This is a genomic window from Novosphingobium jiangmenense, assembly GCF_015694345.1.
Lineage (GTDB): Bacteria > Pseudomonadota > Alphaproteobacteria > Sphingomonadales > Sphingomonadaceae > Novosphingobium > Novosphingobium jiangmenense.
The window spans coordinates 11,729-32,385 of the sequence record NZ_JADQDC010000017.1 but is presented as its reverse complement, the minus strand read 5'-3'; the positions used below and the strand labels follow the sequence as shown (position 1 = coordinate 32,385).

Annotated in this window: 18 protein-coding genes; 3 read left to right on the top strand and 15 right to left on the bottom strand. The window is 65.7% G+C overall.

The features are described from left to right. Positions 1–47 precede the first annotated feature (47 nt). From pufC to I2488_RS17895, 10 genes are all read right to left on the bottom strand, one after another. Positions 48–1,145, bottom strand: a complete 1,098-nt coding sequence (gene pufC / locus I2488_RS17940; RefSeq protein WP_196277159.1) for a photosynthetic reaction center cytochrome PufC — start codon at positions 1,143–1,145, stop codon at positions 48–50. Beyond that, positions 1,142–2,116, bottom strand: coding sequence for a photosynthetic reaction center subunit M (gene pufM / locus I2488_RS17935; protein ID WP_196277158.1), 975 nt, complete (start codon positions 2,114–2,116; stop codon positions 1,142–1,144). The genes pufC and pufM overlap by 4 nt, the downstream gene beginning before the upstream one ends. A 14-nt stretch (positions 2,117–2,130) precedes the next feature. Then, complete coding sequence (gene pufL / locus I2488_RS17930) at positions 2,131–2,955, bottom strand: photosynthetic reaction center subunit L (RefSeq protein ID WP_196277157.1); 825 nt, start codon at positions 2,953–2,955, stop codon at positions 2,131–2,133. 152 nt (positions 2,956–3,107) lie between these two features. Continuing rightward, on the bottom strand, positions 3,108–3,296 hold the full coding sequence (gene pufA / locus I2488_RS17925; protein WP_196277156.1) for a light-harvesting antenna LH1, alpha subunit: 189 nt from the start codon (positions 3,294–3,296) through the stop codon (positions 3,108–3,110). 66 nt (positions 3,297–3,362) lie between these two features. After that, positions 3,363–3,518 carry a light-harvesting antenna LH1, beta subunit gene (pufB, locus tag I2488_RS17920; protein ID WP_196277155.1) on the bottom strand — a complete coding sequence of 52 codons (156 nt, stop codon included), beginning with the start codon at positions 3,516–3,518 and terminating at the stop codon, positions 3,363–3,365. 159 nt (positions 3,519–3,677) lie between these two features. Beyond that, entirely contained in the window at positions 3,678–5,123 is a 1,446-nt protein-coding gene (gene bchZ / locus I2488_RS17915; RefSeq protein ID WP_196277154.1) for a chlorophyllide a reductase subunit Z, read from the bottom strand. Continuing rightward, entirely contained in the window at positions 5,120–6,661 is a 1,542-nt protein-coding gene (gene bchY, locus I2488_RS17910; RefSeq protein ID WP_196277153.1) for a chlorophyllide a reductase subunit Y, read from the bottom strand. Before bchY ends, bchZ begins: the two co-directional genes overlap by 4 nt. A gap of 3 nt (positions 6,662–6,664) precedes the next feature. Continuing rightward, positions 6,665–7,654 (bottom strand): chlorophyllide a reductase iron protein subunit X, encoded by a 990-nt coding sequence (locus I2488_RS17905; RefSeq protein WP_168902670.1) that lies wholly within the window; start codon positions 7,652–7,654, stop codon positions 6,665–6,667. After that, a complete protein-coding gene (bchC, locus tag I2488_RS17900) occupies positions 7,651–8,616 on the bottom strand; it encodes a chlorophyll synthesis pathway protein BchC (protein ID WP_196277152.1) in 966 nt (321 codons plus the stop codon). Before bchC ends, I2488_RS17905 begins: the two co-directional genes overlap by 4 nt. 121 nt (positions 8,617–8,737) lie before the next feature. Next, the gene (locus I2488_RS17895; protein WP_196277151.1) at positions 8,738–9,805 is read right to left on the bottom strand and encodes a methyltransferase; all 1,068 of its coding nucleotides are present in this window, start codon (positions 9,803–9,805) and stop codon (positions 8,738–8,740) included. 141 nt (positions 9,806–9,946) lie between these two features. Here I2488_RS17895 and crtD point away from each other — a divergent pair, with 141 nt between their 5' ends. Further along, a complete protein-coding gene (crtD, locus tag I2488_RS17890; RefSeq protein WP_196277150.1) occupies positions 9,947–11,506 on the top strand; it encodes a 1-hydroxycarotenoid 3,4-desaturase CrtD in 1,560 nt (519 codons plus the stop codon). A 23-nt stretch (positions 11,507–11,529) separates the two neighbouring features. Further along, a complete protein-coding gene (locus I2488_RS17885; protein ID WP_343071111.1) occupies positions 11,530–12,342 on the top strand; it encodes a hydroxyneurosporene dehydrogenase in 813 nt (270 codons plus the stop codon). Here I2488_RS17885 and I2488_RS17880 read toward each other — a convergent pair. Genes I2488_RS17880 through I2488_RS17860 form a run of 5 tightly spaced genes read right to left on the bottom strand, consistent with a single transcriptional unit; the run spans position 12,339 to position 17,370 of the window. Then, positions 12,339–12,488 carry a hypothetical protein gene (locus I2488_RS17880; protein ID WP_196277149.1) on the bottom strand — a complete coding sequence of 50 codons (150 nt, stop codon included), beginning with the start codon at positions 12,486–12,488 and terminating at the stop codon, positions 12,339–12,341. The two genes, I2488_RS17885 and I2488_RS17880, sit on opposite strands and share 4 nt — an antisense overlap. Continuing rightward, positions 12,485–13,369 carry an alpha/beta fold hydrolase BchO gene (bchO, locus tag I2488_RS17875; protein ID WP_196277148.1) on the bottom strand — a complete coding sequence of 295 codons (885 nt, stop codon included), beginning with the start codon at positions 13,367–13,369 and terminating at the stop codon, positions 12,485–12,487. Before bchO ends, I2488_RS17880 begins: the two co-directional genes overlap by 4 nt. Further along, positions 13,366–15,042 carry a magnesium chelatase subunit D gene (locus I2488_RS17870; RefSeq protein ID WP_246465755.1) on the bottom strand — a complete coding sequence of 559 codons (1,677 nt, stop codon included), beginning with the start codon at positions 15,040–15,042 and terminating at the stop codon, positions 13,366–13,368. Before I2488_RS17870 ends, bchO begins: the two co-directional genes overlap by 4 nt. An 8-nt stretch (positions 15,043–15,050) precedes the next feature. Beyond that, positions 15,051–16,052, bottom strand: a complete 1,002-nt coding sequence (bchI, locus tag I2488_RS17865) for a magnesium chelatase ATPase subunit I (RefSeq protein ID WP_196277146.1) — start codon at positions 16,050–16,052, stop codon at positions 15,051–15,053. Positions 16,053–16,095: 43 nt separating this feature from the next. Beyond that, a complete protein-coding gene (locus I2488_RS17860) occupies positions 16,096–17,370 on the bottom strand; it encodes a DUF3422 domain-containing protein (RefSeq protein ID WP_196277145.1) in 1,275 nt (424 codons plus the stop codon). A 316-nt stretch (positions 17,371–17,686) separates the two neighbouring features. On the opposite strand from I2488_RS17860, the gene I2488_RS17855 reads away from it, so the two are divergent. Further along, positions 17,687–20,614, top strand: coding sequence for a TonB-dependent receptor (locus I2488_RS17855; protein ID WP_246465754.1), 2,928 nt, complete (start codon positions 17,687–17,689; stop codon positions 20,612–20,614). Positions 20,615–20,657: the final 43 nt, after the last annotated feature.

Below are 20,657 nucleotides of genomic sequence, written 5' to 3'. Positions count from 1 at the left end.
CGGAGCAGCTCCGGCGGACCTTCGAGGTCCCACATTACTGCGGGGGATCAGTGTGTTGCGGTCGTCACCGCAGCTGCCATCGGTGCGGCCGGAGCCGCGGGAGCTGCCGGCGCCGCTGCGGGCCCCGACACTGGCTGGGCCATCGGCTGGCCCCACAGCGCCGGGTAGTCCTTGGCCATCTTGTACCCGCCCATCGGCTTGTTCTTGCCCTGGTGGCAGGTCGCGCAGCTGACCTTGAACGGATCGCCCATCGGCCCCTTGCGGTGTGCCGGGAAGACGTCCTTCAAGCCGCTGATATACTTGCCATTTATGTCCCGCACCATGCGCAGGCCGTACCACGCCGTGGCGCGCTTGGGCGTGCTGATGTTCCACGGCTTGAACGCCTGCGCGTTGTGGCAGAACGTGCAGTTCACGCCCAGCGACGTCGAGATGTGGTTCATAAGTGCATACTGCGGCTCGGTTTCCTTGACGGAAAGCTCGTTGGCCTTGGTCGGATGCAGGGTGTCGGAAACGACCCGGATCGACCTGTCGGTCTTGGGGTCGCCAGTCAGGTACAGGGCCAGCGAGGCATTGGGCAGCGACGAGTAGGCCGAGGCCGGAAGTGGCTGATTTTGCCCGTGAAGATTGCCGATGATCCCGTTTTTGCCGGCCTCGGGCAGAGCCCAGTAGTTGGCAGGGATGGCGTTGCCGCGGTGGCAGGTCCAGCAGGTCACGCCCGTGGTCGCTACGTGCTTGGTCCAATTGGAGTTTATGTTGCGCGTCATCTGCAACATCTTGCGCGCGGCAACCTTGGTGTACTTCTCGTCCGAGGCCATGTTCTCGGGGTTGTGGCAGTAGTTGCACCCTTGCTCCGGCGCGACCCACGCGGTGATCGCAGCCATCGTGTAGGTGAACTGCTCTTCCGAGACATCGCCCAGAACCTGCACGTTCTGGTAGGCAGCCCCGGCACGCGGACCCTCGGTCGAGGGTGAGTCATAGGGCGGGGCGGGCACGTCGTCCTTGGCCATGGCCACCTTCTTCAAGGTGACCTGGTCCATGCCCGTGCCGCGATGCCCGTACTGCACCGATTGCTTCGGCGAGAGTTCGCACCCCGTCAGCGTCAGCGCAGCGCTCGCCAATGCGGCGATTGCGATTGTCCTTCTCATTGGCCCGCACTCCCCAGCGTGGCGGGATCAATGACCCCGGTATCGGGATACATCGGAGCATAGCCATGCTGCTGCGCCCAGAGGTACCAGTTGTCGACCACGGTGCCCGTCAGCAGGATGCCGATGCCGCCGGTCAGCGTCGTCAGCACCGCGAACCACCAGGCCCAGCGGTGGATCGATTCCATCGTGGCGTTGAAGCCCATGGTCCAGCGCCAGAACAGCGCCGCGCGTTCCGAGGCCGTGCCGCGATCGGTGATCTGCTCGATCTCGCGCTCACCGCCGTAGCGGCCGACTGCCAGGATGGTCGCACCATGCATCGCGAAGAGCAGGGTCGAGCCGTAGAGGAAGGCGATCGAGAAGGCGTGGAACGGATTGTAGAACAGGTTGCCGTAGCGGATCGAGAAGGCTGCGGTCCAATCGAGGTGCGGGAAGATGCCGAACGGCACGCTTTCCGCCCACGAACCCATGAAGAACGGGCGGATGAAGCCGAGCACGAGGTAGAGCCAGATCGCCGAGGCGAAGGCCCAGGCCACGTGCGTTCCCATGCCGAGCGCCCGGGCGCGGGTATAGGTGCGGATCCACCACAGGATGATCGAGGTGGTCAGGAAGAACCCGGCCATGATCCACCACCCGCCCTTGGCCAGCGGCACGAAGGGGGTGAAGCCATATTCCGGCCCCGGCGGTTCAAGGCTGAGCCAGGGCAGCATGCGCACGAACTGGATCGGGTCCCAGTTGACCGAGGCGAGCATGTTGAGCCCGATGATCTCGATCGCGAAGAAGCCGAAGATCAGCGCGAATACGCCGGTCCAGCCCAGATAGACGGGGCCGATCTGCGCGTGGCCGATGATCCCCATGAGGTGGTTGAAGGAACCCTTGCCGATGCGCGGCTCGCTGCCGGCGGGAAGGTCGATCCCGGCTTCGGGGTGACCACGAAGCTGAACCTGGGTGAAGATGTTCTGATAGGTCGCCATCGCTCAATGCTCCTTCACGACCAGATCGGCAGGTTGAGCCACCAGGTCCACCATTCGGGCCAGCCCTTGGTCCACAGCGGCCCGCTGATCACGATGCACACCGCGCTCCAGAAGCCCGCATTCATCGCCAGCAGCAGGCCGACGCGGTGAATGCCGAGCGTGCCGACCGAATAGCCGATGAGATCGCGGAAGAAGGTGTCCTCGTACTCGGGCGACTTCACTTCGCCGCCAGCTGGCGGGTTCACGGCGGAGAGCACCAGAGCGCCATGCAGCGCCAGGGCGAGGGCCGTTGTGAAGAAGAACGAGACCGCGAGCATGTGGGCCGGGTTGTAGTGGAAGTGCAGGTACTGATACCCCGTGTTGGAAACCCAATCGAGGTGGCTGAAAATGCCGTAGGGGAAGCCGAAGTGCCATCCGCCCAGAAGGACGGGGCGGATCACCACCAGCGTGAAGTAGGCGAAGATTGCCATGCTGAACGCGGCGGGGACATGGTAGCCCATGCCCAGCTTGCGGCAGATCTCGACTTCACGCAGCGCCCAGCTGGTAAACGATACCAGCGCGCAGACCGTGATGACCTGCCAGAACCCGCCCTTGGCCAGTGGAGCCAGCCCGAGGCCGTACTTGAGATCTGGCGGCTCGATCGAGATGAGCCAGGGATTCCACGTCGGCCCTTGCGAGGCGGCGTAGAAGATGAGGGCGGTGCCGAGCGACGCGAAGATCGCGGTCACCACACCGAAGAAACCGACGTAGAACGGACCCACCCAGAAATCGAACAGGTCGCCGCCGATCAACGTGCCACCGCGAACGCGGTATTTTCGTTCGAAACTAAGGAGTGCCATGGTTCTACCCCTCCCCGCCGCGGCGCGACGGGCTTGATTGTTCCCCACCCGCCGCAAGCAGCGGGGTCTCTTGCCTTATTCGAGGGGGATACAGGAGGCGGCGACGGGAGCGCCGCCGCCTCTCGCACAGGCCCCAATCAGGCAGTGCGGTGTCAGGACGCCGGAGGCGCCGCTGCCGCTGCTGCGTTCGCCATGCCCTGGGCCGAGTTCGGACCATCGAGCCAGTTGAACGTATCGGTGCTGAGCAGGATGAAGTGAATCACCAGCGCGAGCACGAACAGGAACGCGAACAGAGCGACGAGTGCCCTGCGCGGATCGAAAATAAGCCAAATCCTCCACATGGTCTTAGTCCTTGTGCAAGTGTTTCAGGACCCGCGTCAGGCTTGCGGCCGTGGCGGGCGGATGCGTCAGAGCCAGGGCTTCCACATCCAGACGAGGACGTGTGCGACCACTGCGACGGCGGTGAAGCCGACGAAGCTGCTCACGAAGAGTTTGTGGAATTCCTTTGCTTCCTCTGGGGTGAGGTAGGTCCTCAGCCCGAAGCGATCGTCATGATCACTCATTGCCCAATCTCCAGTCGTTGTTGATGTGCGAGAGGCGGAAGACCTCTTTCGGTATCCACGCGGAACTGACCCGCGGGGATGGGGGAACACGGCGACCGGAGAACGGCGACCGTGCAAGCTGATGCGCCTGGGATGAGCGCGGAAGGATAGCTGCGCGGATCATGTGACCTGCGCCTCGAGCATGGCGTCGGCGAGCCGGTCGGCGCTGACGCGGGTTTCGTTGTTGCGGCGGGTGACCCGCTCGGCCGCATCGCGCAGGCGCTTGGCGGCGGAGATACGGACCAGCACCGGCTGGGCTTCGACGATCTGGTCGAGCCGGGCCTTGGCGTCCTCGTCCCACGCCAGTTCGCGATGATCGCGTGCGGGCGTGGCTTCCACGGCATCGAGCTGCGTCGCCAGTGGGATGATGTTGAACAGCGCGTCGAACAGCGCGTTGCACACCTCCTGCACCAGGTAGGTCGCGCCCGAATAGCCCATGAACGGCGTGCCGATGTGGCGACGGATCGCCGCGCCGGGGAAGCTGGCCGGGATGTAGATCGACCTGCCGCCCTTTTCGGCGTTGTACATGCGCTCGTTGTAGCTGCCGAACAGCACCAGCGGCGGCGTGGCGTGGATCGCGGCGCGCACGTCCTCGTTCTTCGGCTTCACGCCGGCACTGCGCGAGAAGGCGAAAGTGCAGGGCAGGCCCATGTCGTCTTCGAGGAAGTGGCGGATGCCGCGCGCATAGGTCTCGTTGGCGACGATGCCGAAGCTGGCCGTGGCGAAGAAGTCCTGCGTGACCGAGCGCCACAGGTCCCACAGCGGCTTGATCGTGGTGTGCTTCTCGCGCTCGATGAACGGTTCGGGATCGAGGCCGAGTTCGGCGGCGAGAGCGCGCAGGAAGCGGGTCGTGCTGTCGAGCCCGATCGGGGCCTGGAAGTAGGGCCGCTCCATCTGCTCGCACAGAGCGCGGCCGAATTCGCGATACATGCAGACATTGGCCTGTGCGTCCGCCAGCTTGCGGATGTCGGCGAGGTGGCTGCCCATCGGGAAGACCATGTTCACTTCCGCGCCGATGCCTTCGACAAGGCGGCGGATCTCGTGAAGATCGCTCGCCATGTTGAACATGCCGTAGGCGGGGCCGAGGATATTGACCTTGGGCTTTTCGCCCTCCTTCAAGGGCTTGGGCGCGGGCACGGTCTTGGGGCCGAATTCCGACCACAGCCAGGTCAGCGCGCGGTCAGCCGATTGCCACTGATCCTCGTCGATCGTGCGCGGCAGGAAGCGCTTGATGTTGGTGCCCTGCGGGGTGACGCCGCCGCCGATCATCTCGGCGATGGAGCCGGTCACGACCACGGCGGGCAGTTCCGGATCGAGCACCTTCCACGCGCGCTTCATCGCGCCTTCGGTGCCGGTCTTGCCGAGTTCTTCCTCGCCGAGGCCAGTGACAACGATCGGCAACTCGTGCGGGGGCAGTCCGTCGGTGTAGTGAAGCACCGAGGTAACCGGCAGGTTCTCGCAGCCGACCGGGCCGTCAATGATCACCTGCAGGCCTTTGACCGCGGTGAAGACGTAAACGGCGCCCCAGTAGCCGCCGGCCCGATCATGGTCGAGAACGAGGGTCATGTGCCCACCGCCTCTGCCGCCTTGCGTGCGGCTTCGTTGAGGGCGGCGTACTTCTTCTTGAAGGCTGGGCGGTCCTGCGGGGTTTCTTCCCAGATCCCGGCAGCAGGGCCGGTGCCGACGCCTTCGAAGAACGCAGTCATCTTGTCGAAGCGCGCCTTGTTGGCCATCGCGGCGTTGATCACCTGCGCAAGGCTTCCTGCGCCAGCCACGCCCATCAGCGGCCGGGCGGAGATCAGGTTGGTGAAATAGAGCGCCGGGATCGCCTTGGCCTTGGCGTGCTGAACCACCGGGGTAGTGCCTATGGCGAGATCGGGGCGGAATTCCTCGACCGCGGCAATGTCCTGCTCAAGGCTGGCGCGGAACTGGACGCGGACGCCGCGTGCTTCCAGCCATTCGCGGTCGGGATCGGACCAGCGCGTGCGCGGGCAGGCGCTGCCGACATAGGGCACGTCGGCGCCGCTTTCGATCAGCAGTCTTGCGACGAGCAGTTCGGAGCCTTCGTAGCCCGAAACCGTGATGCGTCCCTTGATCGGGTTGGCCGCGAGCGCGGCGCGGATCATCGGCACGAAGCGGGCTTTGGCGGCTTCGACCTTTTCGGCGGGAACGTTGCAGGCAGCGCCGATGGCTTCGAGCCACGCCGCCGTGCCTTCCGCGCCGACCGGGGCCGAGCCGACCACGGCGCGTCCGGCATGTTCGAATTCGCGGATGCTGGCCGTGTAGAAAGGATGGATCGCCGCAATCACCGCGCAATCGAGCGCCGCATAAAGCTCGCGCCATTCGCGGGTCGGCACTACCGGTCCGGCGGCGAGGCCGAGCGGTTCGAGCATCATGCCGATGCCGACGGGATCGGCCGGGAACATCTCGCCAAGCAGGGTGACGGTCGGCTTGTCGGAGCGGGTGGCCGGGGCTGCCACCGGGCCTTGCGCCACTTCCTCGCGCGCGTAGGCGAGCATGGCACCCGCCAGCACGTCCTTGGCCTCGGCATGGGTCGGAATGCCGAAGCCGGGCACATCGATGCCGATGATGCGCACGCCGTTGATCTGCTTTTTCAGCAGCCGAAGCGGAACGCCGCTGGCAGTGGGTACGCAGAGGTTGGTGACGACAATGGCGTCATAATCAGCCGGATCAGCCAAGCCCTCGACCGCTTCCTTGATGTCCTCGAACAACTTGCCGGTGACGAGCGTTTCGGAACTGAACGGCACATAGCCGACCGTGCGACGCGCGCCGTAGAAGTGCGAGGTAAAGGTGAGGCCATAGACGCAGCACCCCGAGCCCGAGAGCACCGTTGCGGTGCGCCGCATCCTGAGGCCGACGCGGAGGGAACCGAAGGCCGGACACATAGATTGCGGCTGATCGTGCGGGCCGACCGGGTAGTCGGCGGCATAACGCTCCAGCAGTTCGGAACCTTGCGCCTTGTTGGTCGCTTCGCGCAGCACGTCTGCGCCCGCATGACAGCCGCCGCCTTCGACCGGAGGATCGAGGTCGATCCGGTCGGGCTGGCGCGAGAAGTCCATCGCGTCGGTGGCGAGGTCGGTCATGCCCTAGACCTCATCGTACACCACCTCGAGCGAGGGCTTCTTCTCGAATGACCCGCCGCGCATGTCAGCCTGTGTCGCCGGGACCAACTCGACGTTGCCTCCGGTGTCTTCGGGGGAGAAGAGGCCAAGCAGTCCATCCTGGTCGAGGGGCGTGGGCTGCCGCGGCGGCGCCGACGCGACATTGGATGCGAGCTCCGCGAAGAGACTGCCCCATTGCCCGCCGGGCTTGCCGATAATCTGGTAATTGGCCGACTTGCGCCGGATGTCCTCGTCCGCCGGAATGGCGCAGAGGACCGGGATGTCGACCGCCTTGGCAAAGGCCTGGGCCTCGCCGGTGCCGTCGTCCTTGTTGACGATCATGCCGGCCACGCCGACATTGCCGCCCATCTTGCGGAAGTATTCCACCGCCTTGCAGACGTTGTTCGCCACGTAGAGCGACTGCAGGTCGTTCGAGCCGACGACGATGACCTTCTGGCACATGTCGCGCGCGATCGGCAGGCCGAAGCCGCCGCAGACGACGTCGCCGAGGAAGTCGAGCAGGACGTAGTCGAAGCCCCAGTCATGGAAGCCGAGCTTCTCGAGCAGTTCGAAGCCGTGGATGATGCCGCGCCCGCCGCAACCACGGCCGACTTCGGGGCCGCCGAGTTCCATCGCGAAGACGCCGTCGCGCTGGAAGCAGACATCCTCGATGCGCACGTCCTCGCCCGCCAGCTTCTTGGCCGAGGACGTCTCGATGATCGTGGGGCAGGCCTTGCCGGCGAACAGCAGGCTGGTGGTATCGGACTTGGGATCGCAGCCGATCAGCAGCACGCGCTTGCCCTGCTGGGCGAGCATGTAGCTGAGGTTGGACAGGGCGAAGCTCTTGCCCGAGCCGCCCTTGCCGTAGATCGCGATGATCTGCGTTTCCTTCTTCACTTCGCCGGTGTGCGGGGCGTCAGGCTCGATCGACGCTTCATCGCGCAGAGCGGCGGCATGTGTATCCAGCATCGTCATGCGCAATTGCTCCAGTCGAGGACCATCTTGAGGCAGTCGGCGTCGAGGAAGGCTTCGGGGTAGGCTTCCGGGGCTTCCTCTGCCGGGCGCTGGTGCGAGACCAGGCCGGAAAGATCGAGCGCGCCGCTGTCGATCATGGCGCGGGTGGACGCGAGATCGTCAGGCCCCCATTCGGCGGCGACGCGGAAGCGGGCCTCGGCGCGGAAGGCTGGGGCAAAGGCAAAGCTCGGACGGTTGGCGTAGAAGCCGGCCAGCACGATCTCGCCCTTCTTGCGCAGGCGGGGGACCAGAAGGTCGAGGCAATCGGCGTCGCCACTGGCGTCGTAGATGTTGGCGTAGTCGTGCCGGTCGTCGTCCTTGGGGGCGATGACGTTGTAGCCTTGCGCCCCGGTGCGACGGGCGGGCTTGTGCTCCCACACGGTCGGCGCAGGGGCTCCTGCCGCGATGGTCATGCGGGCGAGAAGACGACCCAGCGTGCCGTGGCCGATGATCAGATCGGGCGGATCGCCGCCGTTCATGGCATGGAGCGCGGTGGCGGCGAGGGCAAACAGCACCCCGTCACGGCCCAGCGACTCGGAGACCGGAAGGGCGCGGGCCGAGGGCACGATTACCTGCCGTGCCGTGCCGCCGAACAGGCCGCGAGCGTCGCGGTAGCAGGTGGCGCCCGGCACGAAGACCCAGTCACCGATGCGGCCTTGCGCCTCGCTCCCGGCGTCGACAATGCGGCCCAGGCTTTCGTATCCGGGCACCAGCGGGTAGCCCATGCCGGGGAAGTTGGGCATTTCGCCTGACCAGAGAAGCTTTTCGGTTCCGGCACTTACGCCGCTCCACTGCACTTCGATCAGGACATCGGAGGGGGCAAGCATGGCTGAGCCGACGTCGGCAGCCTGTCCTGACGTCAGCGCAAGCCTGCGAAGCGCGATGCGCCTCGGTGCTTCCAGTATGACCGCCAGCGACTCCATGCCGGTCTTCCCCTCTCCCGGCCATTCCGGCCGTGCCGCAGTATCCGGATGGGTACTGTCAGGCGCTGTTCACCATACGCTAACGCCAAAGAGTGTCAAACAGATTGGACGGTCAAAACTGTCAACATGAACTAACAATCAGGGTGGCGATGACCGGCATCGGCGTGCGCTTGCGTTGCCAGCGGCCAAATCCGGCGGCCTGCAGCATGTCGCCGTACTCTGCGGGTGTGCGGGGGCGGCCCGAATTCATCGCCCAGAGATACAAGCCGAAATAGGCATCCCCCATGGCTTCCGCTCCCGGGGTTCCGGCCATGGGTTCGGCGATCACAAGGCGTCCGCCCGGCGGAAGGGCCTCGCGGATCGCGCGCAGGATCTGCATGCAGCGATCGTCATCATGATCGTGGAGAATTCGCACGAGTGTGATGCAATCGTACCCGGTGGGAAGGCGATCTGCGAAGAAATCGCCCGGATGCAGCGCGACTCGGTCCGGTACGCCAGTGATGCCCGCGAGGACGGGCGGCAAATCGAATATCCCGAGCTCCAGCGAAGGGCAGGCAGGGGCAACGGCATTGACGAAGGCGCCATGGCCACCGCCGACATCCAGTAGCTTGCGGTGTCGGTCGAAGCGATAGGCGGACAGGGCCTGTCGGGCGACCATCTCCTGCGATGCCGCCATCAGGGTCGAATATCGGTCGGCCGTTTTCCGATCTGTTTCAGTCGTATAGTGCCAGAAGCTCGACAGTGCGGTCGGCAGAGACCGATCCTGGCGCAGAAGTTTGAGCGGGTCGGCAAGATCCTCGTAGAGCAGCGCGTGGTGGCGCACCATGGCCAGTGCGCCGGGATTGGAACGTAGCGCCGCGCCTTGCTGGCCGAGCATCCAGCAGTCCGGAGCGACTTCTTCGGCGAGCCGGAGTGCGGCTGCAGCGCGCAGGAGGCGAGTCGCGGCATCGCGGCTCAGCCCGGTCGATCGGGCAATCTCTCCGGCATCGCAGGGCCCGACGTCGAGCAGGTCAAGCAGGCCGACCTGGACGGCGGCAAAAAGCACCTGCGAGTAGGAAAAACCAGCGACAAGATCGAAGGCGCTGCTGGCCCGCCGTCTGGAAACGCTCGCGAAGATTGGCAGACGCGCAGCCCACTGCTGAAACACGGGGCTGCTCAGGACGCTGTTGCGCCACTGCGTCCAGCGCATTCGCCATAGCGGCGGCGCACTTGCGGGCTGTGCTGCTTCAAGGGGCATGACGTCCAACATATGTCCAAAAGATTGGACATTTGTGCTGTAAAGGTCAATTGTATTCGCTGAAGGGCTACAGCCTTCACAGGAGAGCAGGCCTTGGCATCGCGTGTCGCGATCATCGGCGCAGGCATCGGCGGGCTGACAGCAGCTGCGCTTCTTGCGGCGCGCGGGCTTGACGTGACGGTGGTGGAAAAGGCGTCCCATCCCGGAGGAAAGGCGCGGCAACTGATTGTCGACGGCGCCTCGATCGATGCCGGACCCACTGTTTTCACGCTGCGCGATGTGTTCGAGGACATCTTCGCTGCCTGCGGCGCAGACCTTGCCGACTTCGTCGACATTCGCCGGGCAGAGGTGATCGCCCGTCATGCCTGGGGCCCTGAAGGTCACCTCGATCTCCATGCCGATCCGGAACGGAGCGAGGCGGCCATCGGCGCGTTTGCCGGCTCTGCCGCTGCGGCGGGCTATCGTGCTTTCTGCAAGGAGGCCGCGCGCATCCACTCGATCATCGATGGCCCGATGATGCGCGGCAGCAAAGTGAGCTGGCCACTGCCCCTGATGTGGCGGATCGGCCTGTGGCGCATGGGCGATCTGCTGGCGATCAGGCCCTATGAATCGATGTGGAAGGTGTTGGGCGAGCACTTTGCCGACCAGCGCCTGCGCCAGCTTTTCGCGCGCTATTCCACCTATTGCGGCTCATCCCCGTTCGAGACTCCGGCCACGCTGATGCTGATCGCGCATGTCGAAGCGCAGGGCGTCTGGCTGATCGACGGCGGGATGAGTGCCTTGGCGGGGGCGCTGATGCGCCTGGCCCAGATGCACGGCGCCAAGTTCCGTTTCGGCACCGGGGCGGCGTTGATCGAGACGGCGCAAGGGCGCACCGCGGGCCTTATCCTCAGCAACGGCGAGCGGATTTCCGCTGATGCTGTCATTTCCAATGCCGATCCGGAAGCCTTGGCCGCCGGGCGCTTTGGCCCTCTGGGAGCCATGGCGGTGCCCTCGCACGGGGTGCGCAAGCGGTCGCTCTCGGCGATGGTCTGGCTGGCGCACACGGCGACGGCCGGTTTCCCGCTGCAGCGCCACAACGTGTTCTTCTCGCCCGACTATGCGCGCGAATTCAGCGACATCCGCGGTGGCGCGCCGCCATGCGATCCCAGCGTCTATGTCTGCGCGCTCGATCGCGAGGGCGGGGCTGACGTGCCGTCCGGCCAGCGCGAGCGGTTGCAGATCATCGTCAATGCTCCCGCCAACGGCGACAGCCACACTTATACCGAAGAGGAGAAGGCCCGGTGCACTCAGGCCATGAGGCGCAGCCTGCAACGTTGTGGGCTGGAGCTGGAGGAAGCGTTTCCCCACACGCTGCTGACACCGAACGCCTTCGAGAGCTTTTTGCCCTCGACCGGGGGAGCGATCTATGGTCGGGCCTCGCACGGCTGGGCGGCGTCCTTCCTCCGGCAGGGCACGCGGACCCGGATCCCTGGGCTCTTCTGCGCGGGTGGAAGCACCCATCCGGGGGCCGGGGTCCCGATGGCCGCCTTGTCCGGACAACTGGCGACGCAGGCCGTGCTGCAAGACCTTGCTTCGATGCGGAAATCCCGTCCGGTGGCTACGGCTGGTGGTATGTCGATGCGATCAGCGAGTGTGGACGCCACGGCCTGACGATCATCGCCTTCATCGGCAGCGTGTTCTCGCCCTACTACAAGCGGAGCGGGCGCGGCGATCCGCTGCAGCATTGCGCGCTCAACGTGGCGCTCTACGGCCCAGGCGCGCGCTGGACGATGACCGAGCGCGGACGCGGCAGCGTGAGGCGCGATGCCGACAATCTGCAGATCGGGCCGAGTTCGATGCGCTGGACGGGTGACGCGCTCGAGATCGATATCGAGGAAATGGACAAGCGCGTCGGCGTGCCGTGGCAGCGGCGTGTCGCCGGGAAGATCCGGGTCTGTCCGGAAGCGGTGAACGACCGTGCCTTCTCGCTCGACCCGGATGGGCACCACCGCTGGCATTGCATTGCTCCGCGCGCGCGGATCGAAGTGCTGATGGAAAAGCCGGACCTCAGGTGGAAAGGCAGCGCCTATCTCGATTCGAACTTCGGTGCGGAATCGCTGGAGGAAGGTTTCCGCATCTGGCACTGGTCGCGTGCGCACGGGGCAAGCAGTTCGGTGGTCTGCTACGAAGGCATCCGCCGCGATGGGCAGGGTTTTGCCAGCGCTCTGCGCTTTGGCGCTGACGGCGTGCCGCACGAGGAGGAGGCGCTGCCGCCCGTCGCACCGCTACCCAACACGCTGTGGCAGATGGAGCGCAAGACCCGCGCCGACAGGGGCCATGCCAGCGTGATCCGAACCTGGGAGGATGCGCCGTTCTACGCGCGCTCGACGCTGTCCTCACGCCTGTTTGGCGAGCCGGTGGTGGCGGTGCAGGAAAGCCTGGATCTCGACCGCTTTTCCTCGCCGATCGTGCAGTTCATGCTGCCGTACCGGATACCACTCGGTTAATCGTCAGGATTTTCGGCCTGCTTCTTCGCCTTGTCGCGCGCGATTTCGGCGTTGATCGAGCGCAGTTGCCACAGCCCGAAACCGAGCGCGACGGCTGCGAAGACCACGATTTCTATCCAGCCGAAGTTTTCGCCTATGGCGTTCATGCATGCTCTCCCTGCTTGCTGTGCGCAAAAGTGCGGATCAGGTCGGCGGCTGTTTCGGGACGTTCTTCGTGGGCAAGGTGGCCGAGGCCTCGCAGCACGTCCACATGGCAATCGGGGATGAGGCGCGCCGCCTGTTCCACCGACGACAGCGGGATAGCCGCGTCGCTGTCAGAGTGAACCAGCAGCATCGGGCTTCCCAGTTCCGGCAACCGGCGGCTCAGAGCCTCGAGGTCCCAGCTTGCCATCATCTCCATCGCACCGGCGCAATGGTGGCGATTGCCCATCAGCGCTTCGTAGGCGGCGATTCCCCGATCGTCGATCGTCGAGCCGGTGGCGCGGCGCAGGAAACGGGCGGTCTCGCCGGGGATGCGGGCGATCCCTGCCAGCATGCGCGGCACGAACGGGTTCACGAACATCATCCTGGCCAGCGACGGAAACAGCTTGGCGGCAAGGCCGGGGAAGGGCATCAGGGCCGGATTGAAGCCGATCAGCGGCGTGCCTCCGCCTTGAAGATGGACGGTCTCGATGGCTATGGCCGCGCCCGCCGAGTGGCCGACAATGAGGACAGGCTTCTGCTCAAGCGTCTCGAGAAGAGCGATGACCGCGCTCGCCATGCCGGGCAGGGTCAGACCTTGGCGAGGGCGCCCTTTGGTGAAGCCATGTCCGGGAAGATCCGGGGCGATCACGGTAAAGTCGCGCGCGAGCAACGGGAGCACATCACGCCAGCTATGCGTGGCCGCGCCGGTGCCATGGAGCAGCAGCAGGGCAGGGCCGCTCCCTGCAGTCTGCACATGCCATCTGAGGCCCGGAGTCTCCACGAAACGGCTCGCCTCGCGGTTCGGCCAGTTGCGGCCTTCGACTTCCCAGCGCGGGCCGCTCATGCGCGCTTCTTCTGCGGTTCGGCCGCCAGCGTGACGGCCGCCTTGAGCGCCTTGGCGTCGGCAAAGGGCAGCGGCAGGTAGCGCGCGCGCATGGCTTCGGCGATGTGGGCCGCTTCGGGGCGCGGACGCGGGGAGATGTCGATCACCACGGCATCGAGATTGACGCTGGCGATTCCCTTGGCCGCGGCCAGCGCATCGGCGTTAGCCTGAACTCGGCCCGACGTTCCATCTGCAGCAATGTTCGCGCTGCCGTCGGTGAGGAACACGAGGAACGGAGTGCGCCCGCGGCTCATCACGGCATCGGCCAGCTGGCGGGTGAGGGCAATGCCGCGGGCGAGCGGAGTACCGCCGCCGCCGGGCAGTTCGGCAAGCGCGCGCTTTGCGCGGGTGAGCGAGCGGGTGGGCGGAAGGAGAAGATCAGCCTCGGTGCCGCGAAAGGCGATCAGCGCAACTTCCGCGCGTTTTACATAGGCCTGCGCGAGGATCAGTTCGACGGCGCCCTTCGCTTCGGACAGGCGGGCGAGAGCGGCGGAGCCCGATGCATCGACCGCGAAGATGGTGACGGTGGTGGCGCGCTCCTCGAAACGGCGCACGCGCAAGTCGTCGCGGCGGAAGCGGATAGGGCCTGCCCCCTCCGGCGCCGGATCACGCCTGCGCAACGGCTGCCACGGAATTGCCGCGCGCAAGGTATCGACCAGCGCCATGCGCGCGCCACCGCCCGGCATGCCGGGGCGTGCGCCGAGCGGCTTGCCGCGCAGTGCCGAACCGGTGCGTCGCCCGGCACCGCCCCCGCGCGCGGACCGTTGGGCGCGACCGGACGCGATCATTTCGAGCACGTCGGGCGGGATCGCGGCGCGGGCCGCTTCGATCAGCAGGTCTTCGGGTATGTCGGGCGCATTGTCGTCGTCATCATCCTCGTTGTCAGGCTGCTCGGCCTCTTCGCGTTCGGGCTCGGGCGGTGGCGGTTCCGGCTGCGGTTCGGGCGGAAGCTGTGTCGCGCGCGGTGCGAGGACCAGACGCGTGGCAGCTTCGAGATCGGTGCGACCCACTGTTTCGTTTCCGGCCAGCAGCGCGTTTGCTCTGGCCGCTGCCGCAGCCTGAAGGAGCGGGCGGATCGAGGCAATGCCGAGCGCCGCAGCCGTTGCAGCAAGTGCCGACAACGCCTCGCTTTCAAGCGAAGGCGCGCCGTTCGCATCGCACGGTGCAGGCATTTCGCAATCGAGATCAGCTGCACGCAGGTCGCGCAAGGGCAGATCGAACGCGACCCGCTCCATCAGCGCCAGCGGGGGCCGCTCGTCCGGGCCTTCGCCGTCGTCCAGCAGGACCAGCAGGAAGCCGCCACCATTGTCGAGGCTTTGCGCGATCCGCCCGGCAATGTCGGTGCGCAGCCGCTCCGCCATCGGCACGACCAGAACGCCGCCCGCCACCTCGGCGAGCAAGCCGCGCTGGAGCACCAGCTGTCCGCTGGCGAGACTTGCGGCGATGTCAGTGCCCCCGGTGAGGCGGTCCTCGTCGATATGGCCCGGCAGGCGGCGGAAGGGTGTGTCCGGCGGCAGCAATCCGCGCAATGCCTGCAGCACCACATCGCGCGCAGGCCCGCCGCCGCGCAGCACCATGCCGCCAAGCTTGCGGTCTGCGGCGAGCAGGCGCGCCGCGAGGAGCGCATCTGCCATCGCATTCGTCATCCGAAGTGTTCGGCGATCGCGCGGTCTATGCGGGCGGTCGATCCGCTTTCGTCGAGCACGTCGCGGCGCAGGCGGTGACGCAAGGCCATGGGTGCGACGTGGAGAAGATGGTCGCGCTTGACCACCTTTGCGCCCTTGAGCGCAGCATAGGCGCGCGCGGCCCGCATCAGGGTAAGTTCTCCGCGCAAACCATCGACACCGACCGCGCTGCAGATGCCGGCGGCATCGACGAGCACGCTGTCTGGCACTTCGATCTTGGCCAGCTTCTTCTGTCCCCGCGCGATCTGCTGCAGGACCTTCTCGTCCTCCTCGGCCCACTGCGCGGCGAAGGCTTCGCTGTCGGCATCGTGGGCGGCGCAGCGGCGCATGATCTCGACGCGGTTCTCGATCTCGCGCGGGGTGCGCACTTCGACCGAAAGGCCGAAGCGGTCGAGCAGTTGCGGACGGAGTTCGCCTTCTTCCGGGTTGCCGCTGCCGATCAGCACGAACTTCGCCTTGTGGCGCACCGACAGCCCCTCGCGCTCCACCACGTTCTCGCCCGAGGCGGACACGTCGAGCAGCAGGTCGACGAGGTGATCCTCGAGCAGGTTGATCTCGTCGATGTACAGGAATCCGCGATGCGCCCGCGCCAGCAGCCCGGGTTCGAATGTCTTTTCCCCGGTGCGCAGCGCGCGTTCGAGATCGAGGGAGCCGAGCACGCGGTCCTCGGTCGCGCCGAGCGGCAGATCGACGAAGGGGACCGGGCGCTTGCTCGCCTTGGTCGAGTCGCAAGGGCCGGGGCAGGTGTGCGGCGCTTCGGGCGAGCAGCCGTAGCGGCAGCCGTCCATCACCATGATCGGTGGCAGCAGGCTGGCGAGGGCGCGGGCGGCGGTGGACTTGCCCGTCCCGCGGTCGCCGAAGACCATCACCCCGCCGATGGAGGGATCGACCGCTGCGATCAGGAGCGCGAGCTTCATCTCGTCCTGACCGACGATCGCAGAGAAGGGGAAGCGCGCCATCTGTCCAGAACTGTGGACACTTATGGCCGTCAGGACAAGCGAATTATTGCTGCGATGACGTCTTGATCAACCGGTCCTTCAACGTGTGCATCGTCCACCACACGCCAAGTACCATCGGCAGCACCAGAACGCCGACGACGAACTCGTCGGAAACCCCCAGCGCAGCGTCCGGGACGGCGTAGAGCGCGTACTTGACGAGGCCCAGCACATAGTAGCTCAGCGCCACCGCCGACAGGCCCTCGACCAGCTGCTGCAACCGCGCCTGCATCGAGATCGACTGCTCCATCGACCGCAGCAGTTCGGCATTCTGGTTCTCGATCCGGGTGTCGATCCGGGCCCGCAGCAGCGAGGCGAGCTGCTCGGTGCGATGGGCAATGCGCTCGATCCGCTCGCTCGTGGCGATGCAGGTGTTCATGGCCGGGCGGAAACGCCGCTGGGTGAAATCCACCAGCGAGGCGAAGCCCTCGACTGGCTGCACGCCCAGTTGCTCGAGCCGCTCCTCGACGATCTGGCCATAGGCGCGGGTGGCGTCCATGCGGAACGAGATCGCCGTCGAGACCGAAGCCAGATCGAGTGCGAGACCGGACAGTTCCTCGAGCAGGCTGTCATCGCGCGCGTCGCTGTCGGCAATGCGGTTCGAAAGATCGCGCAGCCGTCCTTCGGCGGCATCGAGCTTGGGCCAGCATTCGCGCGCCACCGGCAGTCCCAGCAGGGCCTTGTTGCGGTAATTGCCCAGTTCCTGCATCCGCTGCAGCTGGCGCGTCAGGTCGCGCCGGTCGATCCCGTTCGCCGCCACGAGCAGCCGTCCGAAACCGTCGTCCTTCAGGCGGAAGTCCGACCAGATGCGGATGCCGCCGCCCAGCGTGCTTGAAACCAGTTCGTCGCGATTGAGGGCATGGTGATCGAGCACCTGCTCCACGTCCGCGTCGTTCTCGCCCAGCCACACCCGCGTGCTGCGGATGATCTGGCCCGGCAAGGTCTGCGCCCAGGCGATCGCCGCAGACAGGAGCGGATCGGTGCCCGGATCGAGAAAACCGGCCTCGTCACACGGCGCGCAGAAGATCGTGAGGCTGCTGCCCTCGCTCTGCCGCTCCCAGGTGAAGGTCACATGGTCGTTGATGCGGCCCTCGCGATGCGTCGGGTTGCCGACGCTGTCGTGACTGGCCGTAAGCGCTTCGATGGCGGCGAGTTCGTCGGCCCGTTCGCCATCTTCGACGCCCAGCACCCATTGCACGATGTGGCAGGGGACCTGCAGCAACGGCCAGCGCCGCAGGTGCATTTCGCCGACAGCCCTGCTTCGAAGGTCGTGGTCGCGCATGGAAGGCCTATCCCTGACGCGGCTGACGGGATGAAAGCACAATCGGGCCGCCGCTTGATCGCAAGGCTATGCCAAGAGCGGCGCGCGACCAAACGGATTTCCCGGCTTTCGCGCAAGTCCCTGCCCGGATTGCCCAAAAGAACTAGGGCTGAGGCGCCGATGCACCGAAGTCGCTTGACCGCGTGAACGTTCTCATTTAGGTGAACGTTCACAAGAGCGCTGATGGCGAGCAATTCGCGTGGCAGTGCCGAGGTTTCAAAAGGGGAGGATCATGAAGGTTTCCATGACACGTTCCGCTGCCGTTCGCGCAGCCAGCATGGGTGCCCTCGCACTCGCACTCGCCGGGCAGTCCGTCCATGCGCAGGAAGCGCCGCAGGACGCCGCTGCTCCCGCCGATGAGGGTGAGGCCATCGTCGTCACCGGCATCCGCGCCTCGCTGTCGAAGGCGATGGACATCAAGCGCACCGCGCAGGGCGTGGTCGATGCGATCTCGGCCGAAGACATCGGCAAGTTCCCCGATACCAACCTCGCCGAATCGCTGCAGCGCATCACCGGTGTTTCGATCGACCGCAACAGCGGTGAAGGCTCGACCGTGACGGTCCGCGGCTTCGGTCCGGACTTCAACCTTGTGCTGCTCAACGGTCGCCAGATGCCAGCCTCCAGCCTCGGCGGCAGCAGCGGCGCTCCGGCCTCGCGCTCTTTCGATTTCGCCAACCTGGCCTCCGAAGGCATTGCCGGCGTCGAAGTCTACAAGTCGGGCCGCGCCTCGCTCGCCACCGGCGGCATCGGTTCGGTCATCAACATCAAGACCGCCAAGCCGCTCGAGCGCCCCGGCTTCCACGGCAGCATCGGTGCCAAGGGTGTCTATGACACCTCGCTGTTCGAAGGCACGAGCATCACCCCGGAAGTTTCGGGCATCATCAGCGATACCTTCGCAGACAATCGCATCGGCGTGCTGCTGACCGGTTCCTACCAGGACCGCAAGGCCAGCCAGGCCCAGTTCAACGCCGGGTGGCGCGAAGGTTATCTCGGTTCGGAAAACAACTGGGGTTCGCTGGCGCAGCCGGGCACTCCGGGCGCCGCCAACATCCAGAACCGCCCCGGCCCGAACGACATCTATCAGGTCACGCAGAACGCGGGCTACGATTTCACCACGTTCCGTCGCAAGCGCATCAACGGCCAGGCCGTGGTGCAGGTCAAGCCGACCGACACGCTGACCGCGACTGTCGACTACACCTTCTCGCAGAACACCATCGACGCGCGCACCAACTCGATCGGCGTGTGGTTCAACCACGGTGATACCTCGAGCAGCTGGACCGATGGCCCGGCGGCAGGCCCGAACTTCTACGCCGAGAACTTCGGCCCCGGGAAGGACCTCGCCATTACCGGCGCGGTCGCGGCCAACCGTTCGCGCAACCAGTCGATCGGCGGCAACCTCAAGTGGGATGGCCCCGGCGGCCTGCGCCTCGAACTCGACGGCCACCACTCGACTGCCGAGAGCAAGCCGACCAAGCCTTATGGCTCGGGCATTGCCGTGGGCAGCGCCATCTTCGGTGTGAAGTCGCAGAAGGTCGACTATACCCAGGACATGCCGGTCATCAGCGTCGAGATGTATCCCGGTGCCGAGATCAATGCCGCCAACATCCGTCCGGCCGGCAACGCCTTCCGCACCGCCTACATGCGTGACGAGATCAACGAAGTCACCTTCCGGGGCGGCTACGATTTCGACGCCTCGTTCATCGACAGCCTCGACTTCGGCGTGACCTATACCGAGAACAAGGTGCGCTCGGCTTTCGGTGTCATCCAGAACGACACCTGGGGTGGTACGCTTTCTGCGGCCGAGACGCCTGACGACATCTACCAGATCCGCAACCTGCCCAAGGACCTCTCGGGCATGTCTGGATCGAACGATGCCTCGATCATCCCGAACTACTTCGAGATCGATACCGACAGGCTGATCCAGCTGCTCGACAGCAAGCTCGGCATCTGCAGCACCTCGGTTGCGGCAGGCACTTGCATCGCCAAGTACACGACCGACCGCACCGTCCGCGAACGCACTTGGGCGCCGTACCTCCAGACGACGCACTCTTTCGATCTGGGAGCCGGCACCGCGCACCTGCGCTTCGGCCTTCGCTACGAGAAGACCAAGGTCGACTCCACCGCGCAGGTTCCGATCCCGGTCCGCACTATCTGGACCGGCGGCAACGAAACCGCGATCGACTATGGCAACCCGCAGCAGGTCGCTGCCGCCTCGCTCAAGGGCGAGTACGAGAACTGGCTGCCGGCGATCGATTTCGACATGGAGCCGGTCCGCAACGTCCGCCTTCGCGCCAGCTACAGCCAGACCATCACGCGTCCCGACTATACCTCGCTGCAGGGCGGCACTACGCTTGCCTCGCCGATCCGCATCGGTGGCAGCACGGCATCGAGCGGCAACCCCGGCCTGTTGCCGTACAAGTCGAACAACGTCGATCTTTCGGCTGAATGGTACTACGCGCCGACCAGCTACGTCTCGGTGGGCTTCTTCCACAAGGTCGTGAAGAACTTCATCAGCCAGACGCAGGTCAACCAGCCCGCGTTCGGCCTGACGAATGCTGCAGCGGGTGCCAACGCGGCAGCGGCGCGCGCGGCGCTCGGCCCGAACGCCACGGCGCAGCAGTTGCTCGACTACATCGGTGCCAACTTCCCCTCGACCGTCATTCGTGACGCCAACGGGGTGGTGACCGGCGTCGTCGGCCAGGCGTCCGATCCGCTTGTCAACTTCATCACCACGCAGCCGACCAACAGCGACCAGAAGGCCAAGCTGTGGGGCTGGGAGTTCGCGGTCCAGCACAGCTTCTGGGACACCGGCTTCGGCGCGATCCTGAACTACACCGTGGTGAAGAGCGACACGAAGTTCGACAACACCCTGCGCTACACCATCCCGCAGTTCGCGGTGAACGGGGTCAGCGACAGCGCCAACGCCGTGCTGTTCTACGACAAGAACGGTCTGCAGGCGCGCGTTGCCTACAACTGGCGCGCCGGGTTCCTCTCGGGCTACGGCTTCGATCCGTACTACGTGAAGGCCTATGGCCAGTTCGATGCCAGCGCGTCCTATGAAATCCGCAAGGGCGTGACGGTCTTCGTCGAAGGCATCAACATCACCAACGCCGACCGCAAGGGCTACCAGCGCAACAACCAGACCGTGTTCTTTGCGGCACCGGGTTATGCGCGCTATGCTGCCGGTGCGCGGTTTACCTTCTGAGCCTGAGGACTTGACCTTCGGGTAAGGAAAAACCGGCGGCCCG

Excerpts from the sequence above, each read along its gene's own strand:
- pufC (WP_196277159.1), bottom strand. The coding sequence starts at position 1,145 with ATGAGAAGGACAATCGCAATCGCCGCATTGGCGAGCGCTGCGCTGACG.
- pufM (WP_196277158.1), bottom strand. The coding sequence starts at position 2,116 with ATGGCGACCTATCAGAACATCTTCACCCAGGTTCAGCTTCGTGGTCAC.
- pufL (WP_196277157.1), bottom strand. The coding sequence starts at position 2,955 with ATGGCACTCCTTAGTTTCGAACGAAAATACCGCGTTCGCGGTGGCACG.
- pufA (WP_196277156.1), bottom strand. The coding sequence starts at position 3,296 with ATGTGGAGGATTTGGCTTATTTTCGATCCGCGCAGGGCACTCGTCGCT.
- pufB (WP_196277155.1), bottom strand. The coding sequence starts at position 3,518 with ATGAGTGATCATGACGATCGCTTCGGGCTGAGGACCTACCTCACCCCA.
- bchZ (WP_196277154.1), bottom strand. The coding sequence starts at position 5,123 with ATGACCCTCGTTCTCGACCATGATCGGGCCGGCGGCTACTGGGGCGCC.
- bchY (WP_196277153.1), bottom strand. The coding sequence starts at position 6,661 with ATGACCGACCTCGCCACCGACGCGATGGACTTCTCGCGCCAGCCCGAC.
- I2488_RS17905 (WP_168902670.1), bottom strand. The coding sequence starts at position 7,654 with ATGACGATGCTGGATACACATGCCGCCGCTCTGCGCGATGAAGCGTCG.
- bchC (WP_196277152.1), bottom strand. The coding sequence starts at position 8,616 with ATGGAGTCGCTGGCGGTCATACTGGAAGCACCGAGGCGCATCGCGCTT.
- I2488_RS17895 (WP_196277151.1), bottom strand. The coding sequence starts at position 9,805 with ATGCGCTGGACGCAGTGGCGCAACAGCGTCCTGAGCAGCCCCGTGTTT.
- I2488_RS17880 (WP_196277149.1), bottom strand. The coding sequence starts at position 12,488 with ATGAACGCCATAGGCGAAAACTTCGGCTGGATAGAAATCGTGGTCTTC.
- bchO (WP_196277148.1), bottom strand. The coding sequence starts at position 13,369 with ATGAGCGGCCCGCGCTGGGAAGTCGAAGGCCGCAACTGGCCGAACCGC.
- I2488_RS17870 (WP_246465755.1), bottom strand. The coding sequence starts at position 15,042 with ATGGCAGATGCGCTCCTCGCGGCGCGCCTGCTCGCCGCAGACCGCAAG.
- bchI (WP_196277146.1), bottom strand. The coding sequence starts at position 16,052 with ATGGCGCGCTTCCCCTTCTCTGCGATCGTCGGTCAGGACGAGATGAAG.
- I2488_RS17860 (WP_196277145.1), bottom strand. The coding sequence starts at position 17,370 with ATGCGCGACCACGACCTTCGAAGCAGGGCTGTCGGCGAAATGCACCTG.
- I2488_RS17855 (WP_246465754.1), top strand. The coding sequence starts at position 17,687 with ATGGGTGCCCTCGCACTCGCACTCGCCGGGCAGTCCGTCCATGCGCAG.